Source organism: Leptolyngbya sp. O-77 (assembly GCF_001548395.1).
Classification (GTDB): domain Bacteria; phylum Cyanobacteriota; class Cyanobacteriia; order Elainellales; family Elainellaceae; genus Thermoleptolyngbya.
Genome location: NZ_AP017367.1, coordinates 3,424,819 through 3,449,382, shown reverse-complemented (window position 1 = coordinate 3,449,382; position 24,564 = coordinate 3,424,819). Strand labels below are relative to the sequence as shown.

General features: G+C 58.2%; 16 protein-coding genes and 1 riboswitch. Of the genes, 6 read left to right on the top strand and 10 right to left on the bottom strand.

The window, feature by feature from the left end; translation table 11 throughout:
* Positions 1–545 precede the first annotated feature (545 nt).
* Together dnaK and O77CONTIG1_RS14655 are read left to right on the top strand one after the other, a co-directional pair.
* Entirely contained in the window at positions 546–2,453 is a 1,908-nt protein-coding gene (gene dnaK, locus O77CONTIG1_RS14660) for a molecular chaperone DnaK (RefSeq protein WP_068511826.1), read from the top strand.
* A gap of 432 nt (positions 2,454–2,885) precedes the next feature.
* A complete protein-coding gene (locus tag O77CONTIG1_RS14655; RefSeq protein ID WP_068511822.1) occupies positions 2,886–4,220 on the top strand; it encodes a DUF4912 domain-containing protein in 1,335 nt (444 codons plus the stop codon).
* Between the two features lie 108 nt (positions 4,221–4,328).
* Here O77CONTIG1_RS14655 and O77CONTIG1_RS14650 read toward each other — a convergent pair whose 3' ends face one another.
* Positions 4,329–5,204 (bottom strand): pirin family protein, encoded by an 876-nt coding sequence (locus O77CONTIG1_RS14650; RefSeq protein ID WP_068511820.1) that lies wholly within the window; start codon positions 5,202–5,204, stop codon positions 4,329–4,331.
* 301 nt (positions 5,205–5,505) lie between these two features.
* On the opposite strand from O77CONTIG1_RS14650, the gene O77CONTIG1_RS14645 reads away from it, so the two are divergent.
* A complete protein-coding gene (locus O77CONTIG1_RS14645; RefSeq protein ID WP_156435288.1) occupies positions 5,506–7,035 on the top strand; it encodes a hypothetical protein in 1,530 nt (509 codons plus the stop codon).
* Positions 7,036–8,432: 1,397 nt separating this feature from the next.
* The gene (locus O77CONTIG1_RS14635; protein ID WP_225894587.1) at positions 8,433–9,647 is read left to right on the top strand and encodes a SpoIID/LytB domain-containing protein; all 1,215 of its coding nucleotides are present in this window, start codon (positions 8,433–8,435) and stop codon (positions 9,645–9,647) included.
* A gap of 18 nt (positions 9,648–9,665) precedes the next feature.
* Here O77CONTIG1_RS14635 and O77CONTIG1_RS14630 read toward each other — a convergent pair whose 3' ends face one another.
* The gene (locus O77CONTIG1_RS14630) at positions 9,666–10,583 is read right to left on the bottom strand and encodes an aspartoacylase (protein WP_068511811.1); all 918 of its coding nucleotides are present in this window, start codon (positions 10,581–10,583) and stop codon (positions 9,666–9,668) included.
* A 587-nt stretch (positions 10,584–11,170) separates the two neighbouring features.
* Here O77CONTIG1_RS14630 and psb35 point away from each other — a divergent pair.
* Complete coding sequence (psb35, locus tag O77CONTIG1_RS14625; RefSeq protein WP_197673488.1) at positions 11,171–11,395, top strand: photosystem II assembly protein Psb35; 225 nt, start codon at positions 11,171–11,173, stop codon at positions 11,393–11,395.
* Between the two features lie 234 nt (positions 11,396–11,629).
* Positions 11,630–11,974 carry a hypothetical protein gene (locus tag O77CONTIG1_RS14620; RefSeq protein ID WP_068511808.1) on the top strand — a complete coding sequence of 115 codons (345 nt, stop codon included), beginning with the start codon at positions 11,630–11,632 and terminating at the stop codon, positions 11,972–11,974.
* A 79-nt stretch (positions 11,975–12,053) separates the two neighbouring features.
* Here the strand turns inward: O77CONTIG1_RS14620 and lepB are convergent, their stop codons facing one another.
* The 8 genes from lepB to miaA form a co-directional block, all read right to left on the bottom strand.
* Complete coding sequence (gene lepB / locus O77CONTIG1_RS14615) at positions 12,054–12,797, bottom strand: signal peptidase I (RefSeq protein ID WP_084782680.1); 744 nt, start codon at positions 12,795–12,797, stop codon at positions 12,054–12,056.
* Between the two features lie 29 nt (positions 12,798–12,826).
* A complete protein-coding gene (locus O77CONTIG1_RS14610; protein WP_068511805.1) occupies positions 12,827–13,390 on the bottom strand; it encodes an FAD-binding oxidoreductase in 564 nt (187 codons plus the stop codon).
* A gap of 232 nt (positions 13,391–13,622) precedes the next feature.
* A riboswitch (cobalamin riboswitch) is annotated at positions 13,623–13,797 on the bottom strand.
* A 120-nt stretch (positions 13,798–13,917) separates the two neighbouring features.
* On the bottom strand, positions 13,918–17,439 hold the full coding sequence (locus O77CONTIG1_RS23615) for an efflux RND transporter permease subunit (RefSeq protein WP_084782679.1): 3,522 nt from the start codon (positions 17,437–17,439) through the stop codon (positions 13,918–13,920).
* Between the two features lie 212 nt (positions 17,440–17,651).
* Complete coding sequence (locus O77CONTIG1_RS14600) at positions 17,652–19,019, bottom strand: efflux RND transporter periplasmic adaptor subunit (RefSeq protein WP_084782677.1); 1,368 nt, start codon at positions 19,017–19,019, stop codon at positions 17,652–17,654.
* Positions 19,020–19,404: 385 nt separating this feature from the next.
* The gene (locus O77CONTIG1_RS14595) at positions 19,405–20,340 is read right to left on the bottom strand and encodes a PHP domain-containing protein (protein ID WP_286132333.1); all 936 of its coding nucleotides are present in this window, start codon (positions 20,338–20,340) and stop codon (positions 19,405–19,407) included.
* 27 nt (positions 20,341–20,367) lie between these two features.
* Entirely contained in the window at positions 20,368–21,843 is a 1,476-nt protein-coding gene (locus O77CONTIG1_RS14590; protein WP_068511802.1) for a leucyl aminopeptidase, read from the bottom strand.
* Positions 21,844–21,982: 139 nt separating this feature from the next.
* Positions 21,983–22,972 (bottom strand): hypothetical protein, encoded by a 990-nt coding sequence (locus tag O77CONTIG1_RS14585; RefSeq protein ID WP_068511799.1) that lies wholly within the window; start codon positions 22,970–22,972, stop codon positions 21,983–21,985.
* Between the two features lie 210 nt (positions 22,973–23,182).
* A complete protein-coding gene (miaA, locus tag O77CONTIG1_RS14580) occupies positions 23,183–24,139 on the bottom strand; it encodes a tRNA (adenosine(37)-N6)-dimethylallyltransferase MiaA (RefSeq protein ID WP_286132332.1) in 957 nt (318 codons plus the stop codon).
* Positions 24,140–24,564: the final 425 nt, after the last annotated feature.

Sequence of the window (24,564 nt, the reverse complement as noted above, 5' to 3'; positions counted from 1 at the left end):
GCAGCGACAGACGGTAAACACGCCCCAGCGCATTACGGTTCACCGTCAATCCCAATCGCGCCTGCTTCTTACACTAAAAACAGCAGCATAACCAAGCCCTTAGCAACGGTAACAATATCCGACTCAAGCAAACGAGTCAGGAAACCGTCCCTCTAGAAGCAATTTCCGCCTACCTCGATTCGTGTGAGTCTGCTGTCAGGCAGGTTTGCACGCAAGGCGGCGATCGCTCCCCAGACTGCAAACCAGTGGCGAATTCACAACCGCCCTACCCCAGGTTCGGGAAATACGACTTCATCGAACTCGGAAAAGGTACGCAGTATATAAATTGGGTACCACTGCCGCCCAAGGGTTAGGCCAGTGCTGGCTGAAGGCACTCCAGCCCCAGAGTATGTGCAGCTTGGGAGGGTACTTAAACCCAGGCACAAGGGCCCAAGGCTGCTGGGACGAGCGGATCGCGCTTCTGAGCTGTTAAGAGGCTGAAGAAGGGGCGATCGCACACATCGGTTAATCAAGACTTGGAACTGTATCTGAACCGGAGACTATCTATGGCAAAAGTTGTTGGAATTGACCTGGGAACCACTAACTCCTGCGTGGCAGTGATGGAAGGCGGCAAGCCCACGGTCATCGCAAACGCAGAAGGGTTCCGCACAACGCCCTCCGTCGTCGCGTTTGACCCCAAGACCAAAGAACGTCGCGTGGGTCAGATTGCGAAGCGGCAGGCCGTGATTAACCCCGAAAATACGTTTTACTCGGTGAAGCGCTTCATCGGTCGCAAGTTTGACGAAGTAACCCACGAAACGACCGAGGTGCCCTATAAGGTGCTAAACGTCAACGGCAACGTCAAGCTGGACTGCCCCGCCGAAGGCAAGCAGTTTGCCCCTGAAGAAATCTCGGCGCTGGTGCTGCGGAAGCTCAAAGAAGATGCCACGAAGTATCTGGGCGAAGAAGTGACCCAGGCGGTGATCACCGTTCCCGCTTACTTCAACGACTCCCAGCGGCAGGCCACGAAGGACGCTGGCAAAATCGCGGGTCTGGAAGTGCTGCGGATTATCAACGAGCCGACGGCCGCTTCTCTTGCCTACGGTCTGGACAAAAAGAGTAACGAAACCATCCTGGTATTCGACCTGGGTGGCGGTACGTTTGACGTGTCGATTCTGGAAGTGGGCGACGGTGTGTTTGAAGTGCTGGCCACCGCTGGCGATACTCACCTGGGCGGCGACGACTTTGATAAGAAGATCGTGGACTACCTGGCCGAAGAGTTCAAGCGCAACGAAGGTATCGACCTCCGCAAAGACAAGCAAGCCCTGCAACGCCTGACAGAAGCGGCCGAGAAAGCCAAGATCGAGCTGTCCAGCGTTACCCAGGCAGAAATCAACCTGCCCTTTATCACCGCGACTCAGGACGGGCCGAAGCACCTCGACATAACGCTGACCCGCGCCAAGTTTGAGGAACTCTGCGCCGACCTGATCGACCGCTGCCGCGTGCCCGTCGAAGCCGCGCTGCGCGACTCGAAACTGTCGAAGGACAATATCGACGAAGTGGTACTGGTGGGCGGTTCCACCCGGATTCCTGCGGTACAGGAAGTGGTGAAGCGCGTGCTGGGCAAGGAGCCTAACCAAACCGTAAACCCGGATGAAGTGGTGGCGGTGGGCGCTGCGATTCAGGCGGGCGTGCTGGCCGGCGAAGTGAAGGACATTCTGCTACTCGACGTGACCCCCCTATCGCTGGGTGTGGAAACTCTGGGTGGCGTGATGACCAAGATTATCCCGCGCAACACGACAATCCCCACCAAAAAGTCGGAAGTGTTCTCAACGGCTGCTGACGGGCAGACCAATGTAGAAATCCACGTCCTGCAAGGGGAGCGCGAAATGGCTTCGGACAACAAGAGTCTGGGAACCTTCCGGCTGGACGGCATTCCTCCCGCACCCCGTGGCGTACCGCAAATCGAAGTGACCTTCGATATTGATGCGAACGGCATTTTGAACGTGCGCGCCAAGGACAAAGGCACGGGCAAGGAGCAGTCCATCAGCATTACGGGTGCTTCGACGCTGCCGAAGGACGAAGTGGAGCGCATGGTGAACGAAGCCGAGCGTAACGCTGCTGCCGACAAGGAGCGCCGCGAGAAGATCGAACTGAAGAACCAGGCCGACTCGCTGGCCTATCAGGCAGAGAAACTGCTGGCTGATCAAGGCGACAAGGTGCCCGAAGCCGACAAAACCAAGGTGGAAGGGCTGGCGAAGGATCTGCGGAATGCGATCGCCCAGGAGAACATGGACAGCATCAAGTCGCTGATGAGCGAGCTGCAACAGGCCCTCTATAGCCTGAGCAGCAACCTCTATCAGAGCGGCGACGGTGGCGACGGCGGCGCAACGCCTCCGGGTGGAGATGCGGGAACGCCTTCTAGCAGCGGCGACGATGACGTGATCGATGCAGAATTCTCGGAAACCAAGTAGAACTGAGGCTGCAACAAGAACGGTTTGGTACGGTTCTAAAACCTGATTTAACCGGAATAAAGGGGGGCGATCGCTCCCCTTTTCTTGTGCCTAAATTTTGCCTTTAGCCCGCACAAAGCAAGTCATAAATTCCTGACAATGAGGCGATTTCACAGCTGATCCCAACTCAGCTAAAAGTCATGTTTTCCTAACAATACGATCCCAATAAAACCTGTAATCTCGTGAAGTCCCGATTATTCAACCCTTTCCACCCCTTGACCGAATAGGAATTTTTACGCACTATAGGTCTTAACGATTCGATCCCCGTGATCCCAAAAGGTTTATAAGCTCCGTTGGTGATCCCCGTAGGCAACATGGCTGGCGTCCGTTTGGGCAGGGTGTCAATTCGTCATTCCTTTACCCACTTCTTCATCCCTTTACTGGAGGAAAATCATGGCACAGGAACGCCCACCCCTGGAAGAGATGACGCTCCGGCAGTTGCGCCGCGTGGCTAGCGAGTTCAACGTCTCACGCTACAGCCGGATGAGGAAAGAGCAGCTTATCGCTGCCATTTTGAGCGCTCAGCGGGCTGCGGGCTATGCGCCTGCCTCCTCTCGCTTGGTGGAAGCACAGGCGGAGGTCGAAGCAGCCAAGTTTGATGTCGGGCAGAGCGATCGCGCTCCCATTTCCTTGGCAGAAGTGGATGAACCCCTCAGCGATCTCCCCGATGGCTACGGCGAGAGCCGCATTGTGTTGATGCCCCGCGACCCGCAGTGGGTCTACGCCTACTGGGACATTCCCAATAGCCAAAAAGAGGAGTTGCGTCGGCAGGGTGGCTCACGCTTGGCGCTGCGGTTCTACGACGTGACGGATATTAACCTAGCAGTGCAGCGTCCCCACAGCCTCCAGCAGTACGAATGTGACGAACTGGCGCGGGAGTGGTACTTGCCCGTTCCCGTGAGCGATCGCGACTATCTGGTTGAAATTGGCTACGTCTGCACCGATGGTCGCTGGCTGGTGCTGGCCCGGTCTGCTCCGGTGCGCGTCCCTCCGGTGTATCCATCGGATTGGGTTGATGATCAGTTCATCACTGTGAGCTGGGACGAGGAACTGGTCGGCAAGCAGTTCTTGGAACTAGTGCCCCCCACCAAGCGGGGTGTGGCCGCCGATTCCATCTACGACCAACTCTTTGGCGAGGCGATGGTTGGCGGGCAGCGGGTCGATGCGTCGATGATGGGCGCAGTGCCGAACGTTGCAGGATCGCTGTTTGGCTCGGTTCACATGGCCGAAAAAGCCGTCAGTTCCTATGTGTTCCCGTCGGGTGCAGGATTGTGGGCCGTGCCCACGATGTCGGGGATCACGGCATCGGGCGTGGGCATGGGTTACACCATGTCTGGCGTGGGATACACGGCATCGGGCGTGGGCTATATGGCATCGGGCGCGGGGCTGGCCTACACGGCATCGGGCAGCGGGATCGGCTTCTCTGCCTCCGCGCCGCCCATTCGTCCCCGCAAGTTCTGGCTGATTGCTGATGCTGAACTGATCGTCTACGGCGCAACGGAACCCGATGCCACTGTTACCATTGGTGGCCAGCCCATCAAGCTCAATCCCGACGGCACCTTCCGCTTCCAGATGTCCTTCCAGGACGGGCTGATTGATTATCCGATTATGGCGGTTGCGGCCGATGGCGAACAAACCCGCAACATTCACATGAAGTTCACCCGCGAAACGCTCGATCGCCGCACCAACACCCAGGAGGAAGCTGTAGAAGAATGGCTGACCTATTGAGGCTGACTGATTGAATGAGTTAGGACAGTAGAAACCCAGGATCAGGGGTCGGCAATCCTCCGGTCCCTGATTTTTTTATCGGCATTTTCCTGACCCCAGAGTTTAACCCTATGCTTCGGGCAGGGGAATAAACTCCGTTTCTTCTGGAACCTCTGGGAACTTCCAGTCTTGCCAGTCTCGCTTGGCCTGCTCGATACGTTCTGGACGGCTGGAGACAAAATTCCACCACTTTTGGCGCGGCCCCACGGGTTCGCCCCCAATCACAATGCAGCGGGCGGGCTGATCCGTCGAAAGGGTTACGGATTCCCCCGATTTTAGCAGCGCCATCGTGTGGACGGTCAGCGGTTCCTGGTTCAGCGCGATTCCCGGTGTGACGGCGTAGACGGCCTGTTCGGAATACAGCGCAGGCAGCGTAAATTCAGCGTTACCTGCAAGCTCTACATCCAGGTAGAGAATGGGCGAGAAAGTTTTTACAGGCGAGGTGCGATCGCCCAATTGTCCGGCAATCAGCTTGATCGACGCACCGCCCGTTTCCCAGGACGGCATTTCTGCGGCAGCGTAGTGGTGAAACCAGGGATCGGTTTCCTCGTGGGCATCGGGCAGCGCGATCCAGGTCTGGATGCCGTGCAGCGTCGATTCGATGGGGCGGGTCCAGTCGGGCGATCGCTCTGAATGCGTAATTCCACGTCCGGCTGTCATCCAGTTCACCGCGCCGGGGTGAATTTCCTGGACGCTGCCCAGGCTGTCGCGGTGCAAAATCACGCCTTCAAACAGGTACGTCAATGTGGCCAGGTTGATGTGGGGATGGGGGCGCACGTCCAGCCCTTTGCCTGGTGGAAAAACAGCGGGGCCGAGGTGGTCGAAAAAGATAAACGGGCCGACCATCGTGCGGGTGTCGCTCGGTAATACGCGCCGTGCCAGAAAGCCGCCCAGGTCTTTCGTTTCCGGTTCGATGACTTGCGCTAGGTGGGATGCTAAAACCATGAATTTTCCTTGTCTAGATGGATAGAGCGTGGAGGCGGGGATGCGGTTCTGGGGAACTGCCTCAGCTTGTTTTTTGTAATGCTTGTTACATTTAGAATCAACTGTGGCGGCGGGAGCGATCGCTCTGCCAGAATTGAGGCGATCTTGGATACAGTCTGGATTCAGTATCCCGGATCGACGCTGTTTTGGTGTGAATCAAACGTTGGTATGAATCAAACGTTGGTACGAATCAAACGTCGGTGTGAATCAACAATCAGCGTTAAAACCCTTAGTTTGGCTTGGTGTGTTTGGAGACATGGATATGCGGCGTATCTTAATAACAGTTGGGGTAGGGCTGGTGGCAATGGCTCCGGTTCCGGTGATGGCGCAGTTGCGGCTGCCAAATATTCCCGGTTTGCCCGGTGGCGTGCCGATTCCGCCCGTGCCAGGACTAGGAGAGTTAATGGGCGATCGCCCTCCTGTATCTACCAGCCTGGAAGATGCCAAAACAGAACTGCCTCTACTCGACGACTACGATCCCCAGCGTGTTGCATCTGCCAGCCAACTGCGGCGCGGCGAACACGGCAGCTTTGTCGTCGTGCCCGGTGTGTATGAATACGAGGCACAGAGCTATTGCCTACATGCAGGGACGCACGGGCCAGGGCAGGGCGATGGCTACCTCTATGCGCCGCTGCTGGGCAAGCGAGAAACCATCGTGCGGCGGGTGTTGCAAAATTCCGTCGCCCATCCCGACATCCCCCAGCGGGATATCCAACTGCTGCTGTGGGCAATTCTATCGCGCACCCGGTTCAATGACCTGTCCAGCGACCTACAGGCAGCGGGGCGACGGCTGCTCACCCGCGAAGATATCAACGACCTGAACGGCGGCGCACTAGGCAACATTCCGCCAGAGGTGCAGCGCCGCATTTTTGCCGAACTGCCGCCTGCGGTGCGCCAGGTGGTGCAGGCCGAGGCAAACTTGCGATCGCTCCTGACGCGAGGCAATGCGTCCTATGCCGAGATGGAGCGCATCGCCGTGCTGGCAGGCGAGGTTGGGTTGGGCGAGGGGAGTCGTGAGGTTCCAACTGGCCGCTGGTCGATGCATCCCAGCGGATTGTTCATTCGCTATAACCCGTCGGGCTATAGCCGCACCAAGGTTCAGTTTGCGCTACCCGATCGATACACCATCACGCGAGACACGCTGGGGCGGATTACATCTGTCACAGATAGCCAGGGGTATCGCAGCGAAGTAGTCTACGACGACCGCATCGCACCTCGCCCCCACCCCACCGATCCGCAACTGGTTGCCTACGCCTTTCAATCCGTGCGCCTGACTCGCCCCAACCCCGCCAATCGCGCCCAAACAGAACAGGTTGAGTTGCAAAATCAGGGCTGGGCCTTTACCCACGCGCCACGCCGCGCCGCCAGCAATCCGGTGACGCTGGCAGCCGCCCTGCCGCTGCCTGGATTTTTCACAGCCCAGGGCGATCGCTATTGGGACTGGGCCCGGCGCGGCCGCGAAGCCTACGACCAGCAGCAAGCCGTGCGGGACTATTGGGAGCGTTTTGACCGAGCCACGCGCGATCGCAGCGCCCAGGACATCGACGACCTGACCGATCTGGGACACTATCGCGACGGCGTAGAAGCCGCAACAACAGGCAGCACGGGCGATCGCGTTGGCTGGATTGCCGACCATCACGAACGCCAGCGCGGGGCCCTGCTCTACGCCATCTGCGTGCTAGAAGAACGCTGCGAACCCGGCAGTTCTAGAACCTACGATCCGTCTGGTGATGTGGCGGTTCCTGGAAACACCTCGCGGCAACGGCTGGGTCAGTCGGCTCGCGGGTTCTAGCGGGGTGGTATGCTTTTGTTCTGAGTGGGCTTTTTTTTGGGCGGCGTTGCGCCGAGGCGGTTGATCGTGCGGATCATCTAGATACAACCGCCCCAAGTTGCGTTAGCTACAGCGCCGCTTAACAGCGCCGCTTAGAAGAAGTGCTAACTAACGACTTGTCCATTTCTGACTTGGATCGTGCGGCTGGCACAGGCAGCGATATCCGGTTCATTACCTGCACCTCAAAATTGGTGACGATACGGGCGATCGCAACAGAGACACAGACGAATTAAATGCCAAACCAGGCACAAGTTGCGCCTGCGAATCGCCCGCAGCCCCGTTCTGCAAAGACGGCTGAAACTCCTGTGGAGAGGCGGGTTGGACGTTTTCTTTCATGGTGTTCTGTCATGGTCTGAAGACAAAAATTTGATCCACTGAATCAGAACACATAGAGGAGAAATCAGAGGTGAACAGAAGAGAATGCCTGGTCAGCCCTGAGGCACCCAAGTCGCTGCCGCCTACGCCTTCCCCAAAGCCACAGGCGATCGCCCGGCCACCCTTCCCAAACGAGAAGTTCGCCTGACTTGGCACCCATCCTGGACAAGCAGCCCATGACCTGTGCAAATCGCGGTTGACCTAGCTCAGGTATTCTCCGAGCTTTTGAGCGTAATACTATTTCAGAACCTTGAAAAAATCTGCCATCAGCGTCAGTGCCTCTGGTGTAAGTTTGGCTCCGCGGTAGTCATCGTCTGGGTTGTCAACTGCGGTGGAGCTTCGCGATGAATCAGATCGAGCCACAAAATTGCTCTTTGTGGCTTTTTGTCCAGATTTGGAGTCAGATGAAGTTGCCGTCTTTGCTGCGCTTTTGGTTATGCGAGTTTTTGTGCGGGTTGGCATACGGTGGAGGTCGCTTAGAATCTAGATCGGTCTCAAGTATTAGAGATACTCTTTTCTCGCTATATGTCCAAGCGGTAATAAGAATGGCTGGGATAGCGGACTCTCTGGGATGGCTGACTCTGTCGATTGAGCACCACGTTTCCTGAATTAGCTGACTCTGGCTGGAACTAATTAGATAGATTACGCGGTCTAACGAAGGAAGACCGCATTTTTGGGGATTCATCGAAACTTTACAAAGTGGGATTTGCCTTTGCGTTGCCCTGCAAAGCGTTGATGCTCAAGGATTGTAGGTCTCCGAGCAACGCTATGTAACTGGGGGTGAGTACAGAGAACGAGGGCGATCGCCCTCACTCTGCGTTCAACCCAACATTCCGTGATACCCTTCTGTAAAGAATCGTAGCGACGGTTTTGCTACAAATTTTTTGATTGTTTCGCCAGGAAACCCCGAAAAACCGATCCGAATCTGTCCCTAATTTTGTCCCTGATCCTGAACAATCTGTCTCTGTCGGTGTGAGGTTGTTGTGATTCAAACGCTGAAATACACAGGCTTTTTGCAAGCCCTCGTCAAGCTGGGTTTCAAACTGGGCAAACGCTCCTGGTGGCTGACGGCAGTGCTGTGGCTGGTGGCGATCGCCCCTGCTCGTGCCGAACTTGACCTGCGCGTGTCGATCGAGCGCGACGTGCCCGCCGTGCAAATTGGTAGCAACACCGCCTCTGTTCTCAAAGATGGCTCTGGGCGGGTGCTGGGGCAACTTCCTCAGGGAACCTCCCTCATCGCTACGCCCGATACCGCAGGTCTGAGGGTGAACGACTGGCAACTTAGTGCTGTCTGGCTAGAGCCACAAAACGGCGGCTTTGTCTACATCGACAACCCCAACGACAACACGCGCGGCCGTTACTATCGCGGGCGAGTGCTGGTGGTTCCCACCTCCTCCGGACTAACTGCTGTAAATTATGTTGACCTGGAGGAGTACCTCTACAGCGTGGTAGGCAGCGAAATGCCCGCAAGCTGGCATCTGGAAGCCCTCAAAGCCCAGGCGGTTGCTGCCCGTACCTACGCCCTCTATCAGCGGCAAACCAGCGGCAACACCGTTTTCGACGTGGGGAACACAACCCGCTGGCAGGCCTATGGCGGCGCAGAAAAAGAAGCCAGCAGCACTATCGCTGCTGTGCGAGCAACCCGTGGGCAAGTGCTAACCTACAACGGGCAACTCATCAACGCAGTTTATCACTCCTCCTCTGGCGGGCATACGGAAAACTCCGAAGATGTATGGGTGAGTCCGCTGCCTTACCTGCGCGGCGTGCCCGACTATGACCAAGCAGCTCCCGTGTTCCAGTGGACAGAAACCTTTACGGCTGAGCAGATGCGGCAGCGCATTACGGGCGTTGGCAATATCCTCCGGTTTGAACTGGTACAGGCTTCGCCTAATCAGCGGTTGCGGCGGGTGCGTGTGGTAGGCGATGCAGGCAGCAGAGAGCTAACGGGCGATCAGATGCGGCAGGCGCTAAATCTCCGCAGCACCCTGTTTACAATTCAACCCCAGGCGGGTCAGGTGGCCAGCGCTCAGGGCGCAGCGGCTCCACCCAGCTTCCAGGTGACGGGGCGGGGCTTTGGGCATGGCATTGGTATGAGCCAGTACGGCGCGTTTGGCATGGCTTCCCAAGGCTCTAGTTATCGAGACATCGTGACGCACTACTATCGCGGGGCGATTCTGTCGCGCATTCGGGTGCAATAGCGCTGTCGCATAGTGGTTCTATTCCTGCGGTTTTGTGGATAGCGGTTCTATCGCGCCCAATTGGATCTCTTGCCGCTGCGTTAGCACCATCGCAATGTCTTTCTCATAGTAGGCGGCCTCGTTGATAAACACGGGAAACGCGACGGTTTCGCCTGTATAGGGCAGGGTTTCTCCGGTGAGTGAGAGAAACATTGGGTCACCAGGACTCAGTCTTTCGTAGTCCTGCCCCTGGAGTTGGGGATGGATCATAGCGGTGATTTGTCCCTCGGCATCTCTGGGGTAGGGTACCGTACCCAAATATCGATAAACAGTTAGCGGTTGTACCGCAGGCAACGGTTTGTCCCAGTTTTGCTGGTCTAGCACATCCAGGATTTGCTGAACCAGCGCCTCGGTGCGCTGAAACAGGTCTGCCTGTAGCACGCCCTGAGCCACCGGGCCAACCTCCAGGCAAATACCAAACCGACCGAGCGATCGCAGCGCGTCTTGCTGTCGCCCTGAGTCGGCCGAACTGTAAATCCGCAGGTCGGGCTGTTGGGCGCTGAGGGCTGCTGCCAGTCTCAGTTTGAACGGGTGGTGATCATCCAGGATTAGCGTCATCCCCATGTTCGACGTGGTGCTGTGGATATCGAGAATGACATCGGCAGGTGTGGAGCCGGATGGCCCAAAGCGGCGGTTGATCTCTTGCGCCCGACGGATTTCATAATCGACGGGGTCTGGTAGTTCCAAATGGGCGCGATCGCAGCATCGGTTCATATCCTGATCGATGTAACGCACTCCAGCGGCGATCGCCTCCAGATTGCTCAGCAGTGTCATTGTCTCGAAACTGGGGCGCGAGATGAGTTGGGGAGCGTATTGAAATCTCCGGATCAGGTAAATTCCCGTCAACTCGTTGCCATGTGTGCCGCCGACCAGCAGTACTCGCCGAATCCTATCCATATTTCTATAGCTATCTCTATAGCTTGCCTTAGTGTCTTATTCATCTCCGACAGAACTTACCCGCCTGCGATGGAAATTTCGGGGTTGAATCGTGTTTCGCAGGCGCAGCTCATCAGAAACCTTTCAACTGCATTCCTTTTCTCTTAAATCGAGATGAGGCCAGAATAGCGCGAGAAGCCTGGGGATTGCCGCAGTTATAATGCCTTGATGTCGCTACAGCGTTTTTGAAGCTAGTGAGGCACACGGATGGTCAATAAGCCCTTGCCTCGTGAGGGCAGCATGTGCCTCACCCCGCAAGAAAATGCTGTACCTATGGCGATCGCACAGGAGGCTATGCACCCACCCTCAGGAAACGAGTGCTTTATATTCCTGTAGATGGAAAAGCCCTTCTCAAACCTATAACCAAGGGCGATCGCCCAGCATTACCTGTGAGGGATACCCGCAAAAACTCAGTGATTTATGCTGTGATACAGCAAGATTGAAACAGCGATTAGAGCTTTTAGGACTGCCCTAGACTAACTCTTATTTATGGGCAATTTGGGGTCGCTTTTGTATCTCAATCTCGCATCAAAAATCTCTGAGTTGAGGTGCTGAACGTGCTGAGTATTAACGCTTTACTTCTAGTTGAACCTGCTGTATCGGCTGCCCAAGATGGGGCGGGCATATCGCTGGCTGCGGTCTTTGTCGTCGGCTTTTTGGCAGCGGCTGGCTTGGGTTCTATTGCCTGGTATAACTCGCGCCGCCCGACGGGTTGGGAAAATAAAGAGCGCCCTGACGTTGTGCCCGAAGTCGATCCAAACCCCCATGTTTAGTCTAGAAGTTTAATCTGGAATTTGATTGGAATTCGGCAAAAACCGAATCAGAGCTTACTGAGACAAGCGGAGCCGTTGAGCTTGGTTTTAATTCAAGCTTTTCGAGAAGTTTTTGATAGCTTTCAATGGTTATCTGAGAGCTTTTAGCGCTTTAGCGATCGCCATTCCATCGCCATGCAAAGCTTCTTGAAAACCTTTTTGCACACTTGTTTGGAATATTTGGAGGACAGTGCTATGTCAACGAACGAACGAGTCGAACGAGATACCTACGATCGCGGCATTATTCCTGCGGAAACGGCTGCTCGCAAAGAGCGCGAAGGCGATGCCTACAAGCAAACGCCTACCGCAGAAGGCGACATCGACACCGCAGGCGGCTACACCGTAGATAACGAAGGTTTGATCAATAACTTTGCGGTCGAACCGGAAATGTATTACGAAGTGCCGGGTGATTTGAAAGCCAAGGAAGAGGCAGAGGAAGCGGCCCGCGCGGCGGAACTTGCCGAGATCAACGACACCGACGAAGATGGCAAGCTAACTGAAGATGGAGACAACCGCAGCAAAGGGGTTGGCGTTATCTAGAGCTACGTGACGCGATTCAGGTGAATGAAATAAGCGAAGCACTCCAGCAAGGCAGATATGGCAGGGATAGCATCTGCAACTAACTGGCTGGGGCTTCGCTTGTTGATGTCTCGCTTGTTGCTGTCTCTAATGTGTCTGCTTTTGGAAAAGCAGTTTCTAGCTTGCCAAAGCGGGCAATCGGATAAAAGCGGAACACGGCGCGGCCGATGATGTTTTCAACAGGCAAAAACCCCCAAACGTGGGAGTCGTTGCTGTTGTTGCGGTTGTCGCCCATGACGAAGACATGGCCGGGTGGCACCGTCACAGGACGCATTTCGTAGCCCGGTGGCTCTGCAATGTAGGGTTCCGTCAGGGGTTCTCCGTCGATCCAGACCTTGCCCAAGTGAACCTGCACGGTTTGTCCTGGCTGAGCAATGACGCGCTTGATGAATGCTTGGTCGGTGGTGTAGCCCAACTGCTGAAGCTGGGCGGGCGGGTCAAACACCACAATGTCGCCCTGTTCTGGCGGATGCAGCCGATAGGACACTTTTTCCACCACCAGGCGATCGCCCACTTGCAGCGTCGGCACCATCGAGTCCGATGGGATATACCTCGGCTCCGCTACAAATAGCCGAATCACGAGCGCCAGCGCCAGGGCGATCGCCAAAACCAGCCCATTCTCTCGCTGGGTTTTCCAAAAGCCAGCGCTGCGCTGAGTTTGCAGGTTTGCGCGATCGCCCACCAGTGTTTCGGGTGAGCTTGGGGAAGTGACCGTTGGGCTGGGTTCGCTGGCATTGGGCAGCGAAGCGTCTGAGGCGGGCGGGTCACCGGGCGGAGTCGTCATGGGAAAATGCAGGCGGCTAAGCAGTGCGGTTAAAAGGCGTAAAACGATTCTGAGCGTACCTGGTCTAGTTTAGCCCCCAGCAGCACCGCTATATCCTGAAGCTGGGCTGGGCGATCGCCCACCGCGCAAATGTCTACATCCACCCCAGTCCAGTCAATGCCCAACTGGGTCAACGTTTGGCAGATCTGAGCCGGCCGCGTGGGTAAATAGCAGAACGCTGCCCACTGCTGCGAGAGCGCTTGCCAATACGCCTCGTAGGGCAAACAGTCCGGCGTTTCTGGATTCGCCTGCACCAGCCACACGGGTTGGTCAAAGTTCTCCTCGTAGAGCCAGTCGATCTGGCTTTTAGCGGGGCAATGCCCGAACCCTCGGGCAATATACAGGCGCGGCCGATCGGGAACTTGCGCTAGCGTCATCAAGCCGTAGGGGCCGCGCAGGGCGATCGCCCCGCCAACGGGTAAATCTTGTAAATAGGCGGAACTCCAGCCCACCCGCGACACGCACAGTTCGACTTCTGGGCAGCGCGAGGGCGACGACGCGATGGAGTAAATCTTGCTGAACTGCTTGCCGTCTCGCTGAAATCGGGGCCACACTGACTGCCCAGGCCAAAACCGAAAATCTGCTGATCAAGCTGCAGCGAATCGCCTGAATTGTGGGCGTGAGGGCGATCGATGACACAAAACCGTAGCCACGCAATCCATCGCCGGATAAGCAATCGGTGCAGGGGCGATCGCCGAACGAACCCCAGGCGCACCAACCTCCGACAAAAGAGGCTGTCGCCGTTCTAAATTGTGCATTCTCACCTCGACCCGTGCATCGCGGGCATCGCAATGGACAACATCGGGCGGGCATTCTGACTTTGAGGCGGGTTTTGCCTAATGCGCTCCGGCAAGGCTCAAACCCCTCATTCACAGTTGCGGCACAGCGCCGGATTTGCACCGGACTTTCCCCACAGAGTTGGCAAAACCGAGGGGCGATCGCCCCATAGATTCCCCAATTCTGCTACCTGGACTGATCCCCCAGGCAACCCAAATTCGTCCCGAAATTGTAGCTCGAATCCGGCTGCTTCGGGGCACGAAGCCTGACCCCTAACCCCTGACTCCTGACCCCTAACCTCCGTTCACTTGGTCAGCGGCTGCTTGCGAGTCGAGCCGCTGAGTTGCCGCAGCCGCTTTGCGCCCAGCTTTGCGCCTTTGGCCCAGGGCACTTCATGCAGCAGCGTGTAGAAGCTGGGGATGATAAACAGCGTCAGCAGCGTCGCCAGCGACAGACCCGAAAACACGACAATGCCCAGCGGCCGCAGGAATTCTGACCCTTCGCCAATGCCCAGCGCCAGCGGAAACATCCCCAGCACGGTGGTAATGGTGGTCATCAGGATGGGCTGGAGGCGCTGCGGCGCGGCTTGCAGCATGGCGCTGCGGTGGTCTAACCCTTGCTCTTCGCGGATTTGATTCGCCAGTTCTACCAGAATGATGGCGTTGTTGACCACAATGCCCACCAGCAGCACAGCGCCCACGATCACCGTCGCGCCGATCGCCGTCTGGGTTAGGAACAGGCCGAAAATGCCCCCCGCCAGCGCCAGGGGAACCGTCAGCATGATCACCAGCGGATCAACCAGCGAGTTGTATTGCACCGCCATCACCACAAACACCAAGAAGGCGGCCAGCCCCCCCAGCAGAATTAGGGACGAGCGGACTTCCTGGGCGCTTTGGGCACTGGCGCTGGGCAGGCGGCTCACGCCTTCGGGCAGCGTCAGGCTCGCCAGGATTGCGTCTGACTCGGCGATCGCATCGCTGAGGTTTGCGCCATCCACCAGGTTGCCTACGATTTGGACAATTTGCCGCTGGTTGATCCGCTGAATTTCTCCAGGCGCTTCGCCAGCCTCGATCCGCGCCACGTCGGCCAGCCGCACAAGCTGACCACCGCTCGTAAAGACGGGCAGTTGGGCAAGCTGGGCTGGGCGCTGGATGGCATTGTCGGCAAGCTGCACGCGGATATCTACCAGGCGATCGCCCCGCTGGAGTTGCGTGGGCACTGATCCCGTAATGGCGGTTTGAATCGTGTCGCCAATATCTTCGGTGGAGAGGCCCAACTGCGAAGCTCGCTCCCAGTCTGGGCGCACCTGGATTTCGGGCTGCGCCTGATCTGCATCGGGGCGATAGCGGGCCTGCCGGGCCTGCGAATCCAAGGCTGCCAGCACTTCGCGTCCCGCCTGTTCCAGAGAACGGGTGTCACTCCCCTGGAGCAGGATATCTACATCGGCCCCGCGCACGGGCGAGTTGTTCACAATCAACCCCCGCACCGATTCTGGACTCAGCCGCAGGCGCGTTCCCACCAGGTTCAGCCGATTCAGTTCGGCGGTCATCCGCTCAGTAAACTCAGCCACATTGGTTCCCGGCCTCAGGGTAATGGTGCTGGAGCCGCGCAGGGGGTTGGCGTTGGTGTTTGTGCCAAACAGCGACCCGCCTGCGGTGGAAAAGAGATACTCCACTTCGGGCTGTTGTAGCAAAATCTGGTCGGCCAGTTCCATCACCCGGCGGTTGTCTGCTAGGGAGGTGCCGGGGGCAAACTGGGCGTTGAGCCGGGCCTGGCCCGTGTTGATGCGGGGCAAAATCTCCTGCGGAAGTTGGCCCGCCATCCAGAAGCTCGTACCGCCAAACAGGGCGATCGCCAGCCCAATCACCACCAGCCGATGCCGCAGCACCCACGATAGCCCCCGCACATAGGTATGGGTCGCATCTGCCAGCCGCGCTCGAAACGCCCGCAGCGGAGCCGAATCGCCCACCCGACTCGACCAGCGCACCGCCAGCAGCCGCGAGGTCAGCATGGGCACCACCGTCAGCGCCACGATCAGCGAAGCTGCCACCGCAAAGCTAATGGTCAGAATCAACTGGCTAAACAACAACGAAAAGAAACCGCCAATCAGCAAAAAGGGCAACACAGACACCAGGTTGGTGGTTGTAGACGCGACCAGCGCCGACTCTAGCTGCTGGCTGGCCAGTTCCGCCTGGCGCAGGAGAAATGCCGTCGCGCTGACTTGTTTGCCTGTGCGTCCACGGGTCACATTGTCAGCATCGCTGCTGGGGTCATAGTCGTGTCCACGGCTGGCATAAATCCCGTTGCCATTCCCATTCCCGTTGCTATTTCCGCTTCCATTCCCGTTGCCATTGCCGTTGCCATTGCCATTGCCGTGTCCATTGCCGGAATCGTGACCGTTGCTATGTCCATTGCTGTAACCGTAATCATTCCCGCCGCTGTTCGATTCATCTGGTATTTCCACATCCTCGGTCGTGGAGTATTCAGCAGTCTCAATGCTGTTTACGGCGCGGCGACGCTTGGCGGCCTCTACGCCCTGCACGATGCTCTCCAGCATCACGATGGAGTTGTCTACCACAATGCCCACGCCCAGCGCCAGACCGCCCAGGCTAAACACGTTCAGCGTCAGCCCAAAAGTGCCCATGAGCAAAATTGCAATCAGCGTAGCCAGGGGAATGGCGAATACGATGATCAGGGTTTGGCGGAGTGAGCCTAGAAACAGGAGGACGGCGATCGCCGCCAGCAGCGCCCCGATTAGTCCCGACATGGCCACGTTGGAAATCGAGTTGCGAATAAACCGCGACTCGTCCAGCGTGGTGCGAACCGCCATGCCCGTTGGGAAGAGTCCCGCTTGCTCCAATTCTGCTAGCCGCTGCTTCACCCCTTCTACCACCGACACTGTATTGGCATCGGGCTGCTTTTGAATGCTAACCTTGACCGCCGGGTCGCCGTTCAACGTCACAAAAATCCGCTGTTCCTCAGTGCCATCCACCACCTGCGCCACATCTCGCAGGTAGACGCGCCGCGCTTCTGGAAAACTGCTGGTCGATACCTCGCCGCCAGACGCGCTGCTGGCCCCGTTTACGGGCAGCGACAGATTCCGCAGTTCCTCTGCCGACTGGAACCGTCCGACGGTGCGGATCAGCACTTCTGCTTCCCCGCCTCGCAAGCGCCCACCCGACACGTCCTGATTGCGCCCCCGCAGGGTATTGAGCAGATCGGTCAAGCCTACGCCCAGCGCTTGCAGACGATTGATGTCTACATTCACCTGCACCTCTTCGCGCACGCCGCCCGACACATCCACACTGGCCACCCCCGGCACCACCGACAGTTCCCGCGCCAGTTCTTCGTCGGCAAACACGCGCAGATCAACCGACTGGAGCGAATCGGATGTCAGCGCAAACTCATACACCGGAAGCTGGGACGGGTCGAACTTAAAAATTCGCGGCTCTTGAATCGTGTTGGGCAATCGGCTGCGGGCACGATTGAAGGAAGCCGTTGCGTCGTTTAAGGCGCGATCGATATTGCCCCCAGGACGAAAGTAAAGGTCTACGCTGACCTGCCCCTCCCGCGTTTGGGAATAGATTTGCTGCACGCCATCGGTGGCCGAAAATGCCTGCTCTAGCGGTCGCGTAATCTCGTCCACCGCCACTTCTGGCGCAACCCCCGGCGCATCCACCCGCACCCCAATGCGCGGATAGGTAATGGACGGCAGCAAATCCACCGGCAGCCGCACCAAGAAGAAAACTCCCAGGACGATGGCCGTCAGGGTAAGCATGAGCGTGCCGATGTGGCGGCGGATGGAGAGGGTGCTGAGGGAGGTCATGGGTATAGAGAGGGGGGGAGGGGGAGAGTGTAGGGGGGGTGGAGTGAGGGAAGAGAGAAGAACGAAGAGAGAAGAACGAAGAGAGAAGAACGAAGAGAGAAGAACGAAGAGAGAAGAACGAAGACAGAAGAACGAAGACAGAAGAACGAAGAGAGAAGAAGTTCCGTTCTTCGTTCTTCGTTTTTCGTTCTTCGTTTTTTCCGTCCCTCCCTTCAACCTTCAGACAGAATGCTCAGCCGAACGGTTTGTCCGTCTTCTAGGGGGCGGCTGCTGCGGAGGACAAAGGATTCACCAGGCTGGAGGCCGGAGAGGATTTCGATGCGACCGTTCGCGCGATCGCCCACCTGCACGGGTCGAGCAACGGCTCTGGCTTCTGCACCCTCGCCTTGCACCACAAACAGCACCGAGTCGTTGCCTTCGCCGCCTGCTTCTAGTGCTTCTTCGGGAATCACCACGCGGCCAGCTTGCCCCGTCTGAAACTGCACCCGCGCCAGCAGACCGCTCCCCAGTCGGCGGCTGCCGGAGTTGGGAATGACGACCTCAACGGGGACGAGTCGAGAACTGGGGTCGGCGGCGGGCGAAATGCGGCTGACGCGCCCCACAAAGGTTTCGTCGGGAAAGGCATCCAGCCGGACTTCAACAGCCTGGCCGACCTGGAGTTGCCCCAGGTCAAGTTCTGAGACCTGCACGGCCACCTTGAGGGCACTGAAGTCGCCCACTTTCAGAACTTCGTTGCCCGGTTGCACCAGGTTGCCTGGTTCTGTCAGTCGTTCCAGGACAATGCCCGTGAGGGGCGCGGTCAGCAGGCTGAAGGTCTGGCGTTCGCGGGTTTCGGCGACGGTGGCCTGCTGGGCCTGGACGCGGCGCTGGGCAGCGACGACCGCCCGTTCGCGGGTGCGGATGCGCTCCTGAGCCGAGCGGAACACCTGCTCAGCGGAGAGGGCGGCGGTTTTCGCCTGGTCTGCTTGCTGCTGGGAAATGGCTCCCTCGGCGGCCAACTTTTGCAGGCGATCGCTATCTAGCCGGGCCTGTTGCAACTCTACCTCGGCCTGAGCCGCCTGAGCGCGGGCATCGCTCACCTCTGCCTGCGCCTGGGCAACCTGCGACTCCAGTGCCGCTAGCTCGGCTCGATCCTGGTTGACCGCTGCCGACAGCAGCCGACTATCCAGCCGTCCCACCACCTCGCCCTCTCGCACCGAGTCGCCCACGTCTACACCCAATTCCAGGAGCCGTCCCTCTGCCTGCGATCGCAGCGATGCCTGCCGCACGGGTTGCGTTGTGCCTGTGTAGGTAGGCGCTTCCTGCAAAGAGCCAGTTCGGGCGATCGCCGTTTCCACCGAAGCCGGGCCGCCTTGCCCCGGCCCACCCGGCCCGCCGCCCGGTCGCCCGCCGCTGGGGCCGCCTGGTTGCCCTGGCTGGGTCTGCTGCGCCTGCGCCGTTTCCGAGGGAATGCGGCATCCGGCGATCGCCACTAGCCCCACCAGAGAACAGGCGAGAAACAGGGCAAGGTTTGAACCGCGAGGCAGACGACCGCCCTCCGCAGGCTGACGATTCCAGAGAGACGAGAGAGAGCGCAGCATAAATATCAAGTTTGAGGACAGGACTTGAGGGCAAAGTAGCTGGAGGTCAAACAGCGAACCTGAATCTTTTTAGAGACTTGAAAGGCTTGAGGGAGGCGCTTTGCCAAACAGGGGCGGCAGACGCGAAACCCAGGCGCAGAATTCCGGCTGGAGACTGCTACGGAAGTCAGCGACGAGTCAGGTTTGGCGGAAGACCAGCGCGGGGCGCGAATTGGGCGTGAAGTTGGCGAATCACGGGCGGCTTGCAGAAAAAGCCTGAGCCGTGCAAACCCGGCGCATTAGCGGGCATGGGGTACGAGCGATCGCCTTCCGGCAATCGTTACGCTTTGTAAACTTCGCCCTTACCCTAGTATTAACTGCCTCATCATACCTGGGCAATCTACCTCTAGAGATATAGGAAGACCCAGAAACCCAGTCTGGGCGTGACTATTTTCCTATTGACCCAGATCTTGCTCCAGACTCGCGGGCCTGGGGAACGAGGGATTGGGCAGCGCGTTGCAACGGCAACAGCAGGCACAGCGGCAGGTTGAAGCGGTTGAGGGCATAGGGGCTGGTCGGCAGCCTCGCCGGGGGCCGTGATAGTCGCTGCCGCCAGTTTTAAGGAGAGAATGGCGATCGCACAGGGCTTCCAGTCGCTCAATTTGACCCGGCGTATGGGGACGGGGTGATACACCTCCAGACCCATGAGTCCGGCATCCAGCAGCGCCGTCAGCGTCTCTTCTAGCGGCCCGCCGCGAAACAGATAGGGATGGGCCCACACGGGCACTGCGCCACACTCGCGCAGCAGACGCACGCCGTCCGTCGCCAAAAACTTTTCGTATTGCACGTAGGCCGGCCCGTCATCGCCCAAAAACCGCTCGAAGGCTTCCTGCGCCGTTTGCACATAGCCCGCCTTCACCAAGGCACTGGCAATGTGGGGGCGACCCGGAGCCATGCCCGCGCCCAGTTCTGGCAGCATGATGGGACAGCCCAACTCGGCTAGCTTGTCGAGCATCTGCTGGGCACGGCGCTTGCGGCCAGCGATATGGTCTTGCAGCACGGGCGCAAGCCTGTCGGGGTTTGGGTAAAAACCGAGCAGGTGCAGCGAGCGATCGCCCCAAACCGTACTCAGCTCTACCCCAGGGACGATTTCCAGGGAATTTTCCAGAGAATTTTCTAGAGAATGCTGACGGGCAGCGGCGATCGCCTCCTCCCAGCCCGCCAGCGTGTCGTGGTCAGTAATCGCCAGCGCCTTTACGCCCGCCGCTGCGGCCGCCTGCACCAGTTCCGCTGGGGTCAGCGTTCCGTCAGAGTACGTGGTGTGGCAGTGAAGTTCCAGCATGGCGATGGGCGAAATGGCTCCCGTGACCTAACTCAACACCCAGTTCACCAGCGTCCGCACGCCAAAGCCCGTGCCGCCCGCGTTGTTATAGCCGCTGTCTTTGTCGTTCCACACGGGGCCCGCCACGTCCAGATGCGCCCAGGGTGTGTCTTTGACGAACTGCTTTAGAAACAGCGCCGCTGTGATCGCGCCGCCCGCCCGTGGGCCAGTGTTCTTCATGTCGGCCACCACCGACTTCATGCCGTCGAAGTATTTTTCCTCCAGCGGCATCCGCCAGAACTTTTCGCCTGCGGGTTCTGCCGCCGCCAGGATTGCCGCCGCCAATTCGTCACTAGGACTCCACAGCCCGGCCATGTCTTCGCCCAGCGCCACGATGCACGCACCCGTCAGCGTAGCCAGATCGACAATCGCCTCCACGCCCAGCTTTTCGGCAAACACCAGCGCATCGGCCAGCGTCAGCCGCCCTTCAGCATCGGTGTTGTTGATTTCGATGGTTTTGCCATTCGAGGCAGTAAGGATATCACCGGGGTGCATGGCGTGGCCGCTGATCATGTTTTCCGTGACGGCGCTGATGAAGTGGACTTCTACATCTGGCTGAATTTGGGCGATCGCCTTGGCCGCGCCAAAGGTGGCCGCCGCGCCGCCCATATCGGTCTTCATCATTTCGATACCGCTGCCCGCGCCCTTGATGTTCAGCCCGCCGCTGTCGAAGGTGAGGCCTTTGCCGACGATGGCCAGCTTCTTGCGGGGTGTGCCTGCGGGCCGGTAGGTCAGGTGGATAAATTTGGGCGGCAGGTCAGAGGCTTTGGCCACGCCCAAAAACGCGCCCATGCCCAGTTTTTCGCACTCGGCCTGCTCCAGAATTTCGATCTCCAGACCATACTCGCGGGCGATCGCCTCTGCCGTTTCCGCCATTGTGATCGGCGTAACGATATTGGCCGGGGCGCTCACGAGCTCCCGCGCCAGGATTACGCCCAGCGAAATCTGGCGGGCCCGAGTCAGCGCGGCATCTTGCCCTTCTAGCCCCAGCAAATCGACCCGCTCCAGCGGCGGTGCTTTTTTGTCGTCTTCGCCCGATTTGAAGCGGCTGTCTTGATGCAGGGTGAGTTCAATTCCTTCGGCGATCGCCTGTGCCGTGGCAGACGCATCTTGGTTCCAAAGCGGGAGGCTCAGCCCCAGCGTCTTTGCCTTTTCGCGCTTGGCCATCCGGGCCGCCGCAGCCGCCGCCCGCCGCAGCCCGTCTAGCGTCAGATTCTCCGCCTTGCCCAGGCCCACAATGCCAATTTTTCGCACCGGACTGTTCGACCCGACGCGGGCTGCCGCGCTGCTGTCCGGTTTGCCCTTAAACTCGACTTCAGCAATGAGTTCTTGCAGCGTGCCCGCCAGCTTTTCGTCCAGCGCTGCCAGGTCGCCGCCCAGGTCTATGCCGTCTTCAAACAGACCCACCACCAGCAGATCGCCTGACCATTCCAGCAGTGGCGTATTAATCCCTCGCAGCTCCATCGTGCCCTACTTTTCACTAGTTCTAAGATTTCTTTCCAGTATTGCGTAATTTGCAGACAGTGGCTCAGAGAATTGGGGAGGCGAGCAAAGGAAGTGATGCAGGAGCGGCGCGGGCGAACCGAGCATTCCAAATCCTGCATCAGCCCGCTTCTCTGACGGTTGCCAAAATCGTCTGGGCGACCTGCCTACTGTTCCAATAGCTGCCGTGGGCGCTGCCGCCGTTCGCTAGGGAGAGGAAGGTGCTTTTGAAAGGGCTGGCGACCCACTCCATCGGGCCGCCACCGCTGGTCAGCACGTCCTGAATATTTAGGTATTCTGCTTTTGCGCCCTGGGGTGCCAGCAGTTGGGGAATGACCGTCGCCAGCGGATAGGCGATCGGGTCGCCAGGATGGGCGTAGTTTTTCCAGGGGAGGGGCCGCTGGCGCTGTTGGTAAAGCGCAGCCAGAAACTTCTCCAGTCCTAGCGTGATGTCGTGGGTAAATACGGTTCGCGTTTCCTGAATCGTGAGCGTCGCAGGAGCCATTTCCTCGCGCTTGAGGTTGATCAGGTTGGCCAGGGCAATGGGGGAACCCATTGTGTGGATGCTGGTGATGGGAATGCCGTCGGCCAGGTTGGGTTCCACGCCAAAGAGGGCGCTGCGGATGGTTTGCACGTCTTGGTGACCGGGGATTTTGGGATCGTCCCAGCGGCCAGCAAAGAGAATGTCGAACAGGATCACGGTGCCCCAACTGTGGGTAATGAGGTGGAGGCGATCGCCCGCCTGTCGAGCGCTCAGAAATTGCAGCGATTGGGCCAGCAGCAGCTTGGCCACCTCCGAGCCGATGTAGCGGCTGATGTAGAGCGCCGCGTCGCCCATAAACGGGATGATCCGCGTTTCGCGGAAGTCTCGAAACCAGAACTTTGACCAGTCGGGCGATCGCGCAAACAGGTCTTTTAGTTCTGCTTCCGCCTGCTTCATCAAGCTATACCATTGCAACTCCTGCATTTTGAGCGTGAGCGGGCTGGCAGAAGCTTGGTTGAGTCGGGTGATCTGGTGGATTAGGGCTTCTGCGTAGTTGGCGCTGTCTGCATCGGCCCGCTGGGGACGAACATTCACGCCATGCACAAACAATAGATAGTCGGTGGCCATGGGGCAAGCCTCCCGCCCAAGAACGCCCCCAACCTAGCACAGCCACTTTGCGGGGTTGCTGAATATTGCGAAGGATTCACAGAGCTTGCAGCGCAGGTCGAAAATTGGGAGCAGTCGATTTTGGATTTTGGATTTGCGATTTTGGATTTGCGATTTTGGGGTAGAAATTTAGCGTCTGCGGGGCTTCCAGCCATTGTTCCTTGGCTTCGCTCAGAAGAATGAATCTTTGGCTTGGGCGGGGAGCGTCGCTATAAATTGCTGAATTTTTGACCAGACGCGCTCCACCAGGTCTGGATCTTCGGTATCGAACCAGTGGATGGACGGATCGGCGCGAAACCAGGTGCGCTGGCGTTTGGCAAACTGGCGCGTGTGCAGCGCAGTGAGGGCGATCGCCTCCTCCAGCGAAATCTCTCCCGCCAGATATTGCCGCATTTCCCGATAGCCCAGCGTATCCAGCAGCGGCAGGTCTGCGCCATACTTCGCCACCAGCCCCGCCACTTCGTCCACAAAGCCCTGCGCCACCATCTGCGCGGTGCGCGTTTGAATGCGCTGCATCAGCGGGTCGGGGTCGCCTTTGGCAACAGTAGCCAGACAGTCCAGCCCAAGCTGCAAAATCGGGTAGGCGGGCGGCTGTTCGCCCTGCTGCGCCGACATGGGGCGACCTGTGACATAAAACACTTCGAGCGATCTCAGCGTCCGCACCTGATCATGGGGGTGAATTTTATGGGCGGATGTAGGATCTACCTGCTTCAGGAGGTCGTAGCAGAAGGACTGCCCCAGCCTGGTCAACTGCGATCGCAGGTCTGGCTGGGGAGCTACCTGAGGAATGCGGAGACCCCGCGTGATGGCGCGGATATAGAGGCCCGTGCCGCCCACCAGGAAGGGGGTTGAGGCGGTGGTGGCAGGTTCTTCAACACTCCCAACCTCTGACACGCTGATGGCTGCCTGCCCGCAATGGAAGGCTTCAATCAACTCGGTGGCTTGCTGCTGATACTCGGCGACCGTGAGCGTGTGCGTGGGGTCACAAACGTCTAGTAAATAGTGCGGAACTTGCTGCTGTTCTTGAGAAGAAGGTTTTGCAGTGCCAATATCGAATTCGCGATACACTTGGCGGGAGTCGGCGTTGAGGATAACGCCATTGAGCCGGGGCGCTAGGTTTAGCGCCAAACCCGACTTTCCAGCGGCAGTGGGCCCACAGATTACGATTAGAATGGGGAAAGACGGGTTTAGTACAGAGGTATTATAATGCAAGGTGGGAAGTTGGGGATGCAGCAGGCTGAAAATGACTGATGGTAAACCTTCTGGCTAGATTTGGGAGAGTGATTTCGATGGTGCAATAGCGATCAGGGCGATCGCCCCTCAGCCATCTTAGCCATAGGGTTCTGAAGCGCTGCTCAATTCAGGCAAAACGAGGACACCCAAAGAAGCATCGAAGAAGCCTCAAAAAGGAAAACTGGATTGCCGAGTCAAACCTTGCTCCTGTCGCCCCTGGAAGCGCATCTAAGCCTTTTGTGATATAATTTTGGATAGATTTGGTGTTTCGGCTTCTAGCTGACCTTTTAAGTCAATTTATTGGGCGATCGCCACAGTCA

Excerpts from the sequence above, each read along its gene's own strand:
- dnaK (WP_068511826.1), top strand. The coding sequence starts at position 546 with ATGGCAAAAGTTGTTGGAATTGACCTGGGAACCACTAACTCCTGCGTG.
- O77CONTIG1_RS14655 (WP_068511822.1), top strand. The coding sequence starts at position 2,886 with ATGGCACAGGAACGCCCACCCCTGGAAGAGATGACGCTCCGGCAGTTG.
- O77CONTIG1_RS14645 (WP_156435288.1), top strand. The coding sequence starts at position 5,506 with ATGCGGCGTATCTTAATAACAGTTGGGGTAGGGCTGGTGGCAATGGCT.
- O77CONTIG1_RS14585 (WP_068511799.1), bottom strand. The coding sequence starts at position 22,972 with ATGGCCACCGACTATCTATTGTTTGTGCATGGCGTGAATGTTCGTCCC.
- O77CONTIG1_RS23615 (WP_084782679.1), bottom strand. The coding sequence starts at position 17,439 with ATGACCTCCCTCAGCACCCTCTCCATCCGCCGCCACATCGGCACGCTC.
- lepB (WP_084782680.1), bottom strand. The coding sequence starts at position 12,797 with ATGACGACTCCGCCCGGTGACCCGCCCGCCTCAGACGCTTCGCTGCCC.
- O77CONTIG1_RS14630 (WP_068511811.1), bottom strand. The coding sequence starts at position 10,583 with ATGGATAGGATTCGGCGAGTACTGCTGGTCGGCGGCACACATGGCAAC.
- O77CONTIG1_RS14595 (WP_286132333.1), bottom strand. The coding sequence starts at position 20,340 with ATGCTGGAACTTCACTGCCACACCACGTACTCTGACGGAACGCTGACC.
- O77CONTIG1_RS14650 (WP_068511820.1), bottom strand. The coding sequence starts at position 5,204 with ATGGTTTTAGCATCCCACCTAGCGCAAGTCATCGAACCGGAAACGAAA.
- O77CONTIG1_RS14590 (WP_068511802.1), bottom strand. The coding sequence starts at position 21,843 with ATGGAGCTGCGAGGGATTAATACGCCACTGCTGGAATGGTCAGGCGAT.
- O77CONTIG1_RS14620 (WP_068511808.1), top strand. The coding sequence starts at position 11,630 with ATGTCAACGAACGAACGAGTCGAACGAGATACCTACGATCGCGGCATT.
- O77CONTIG1_RS14600 (WP_084782677.1), bottom strand. The coding sequence starts at position 19,019 with ATGCTGCGCTCTCTCTCGTCTCTCTGGAATCGTCAGCCTGCGGAGGGC.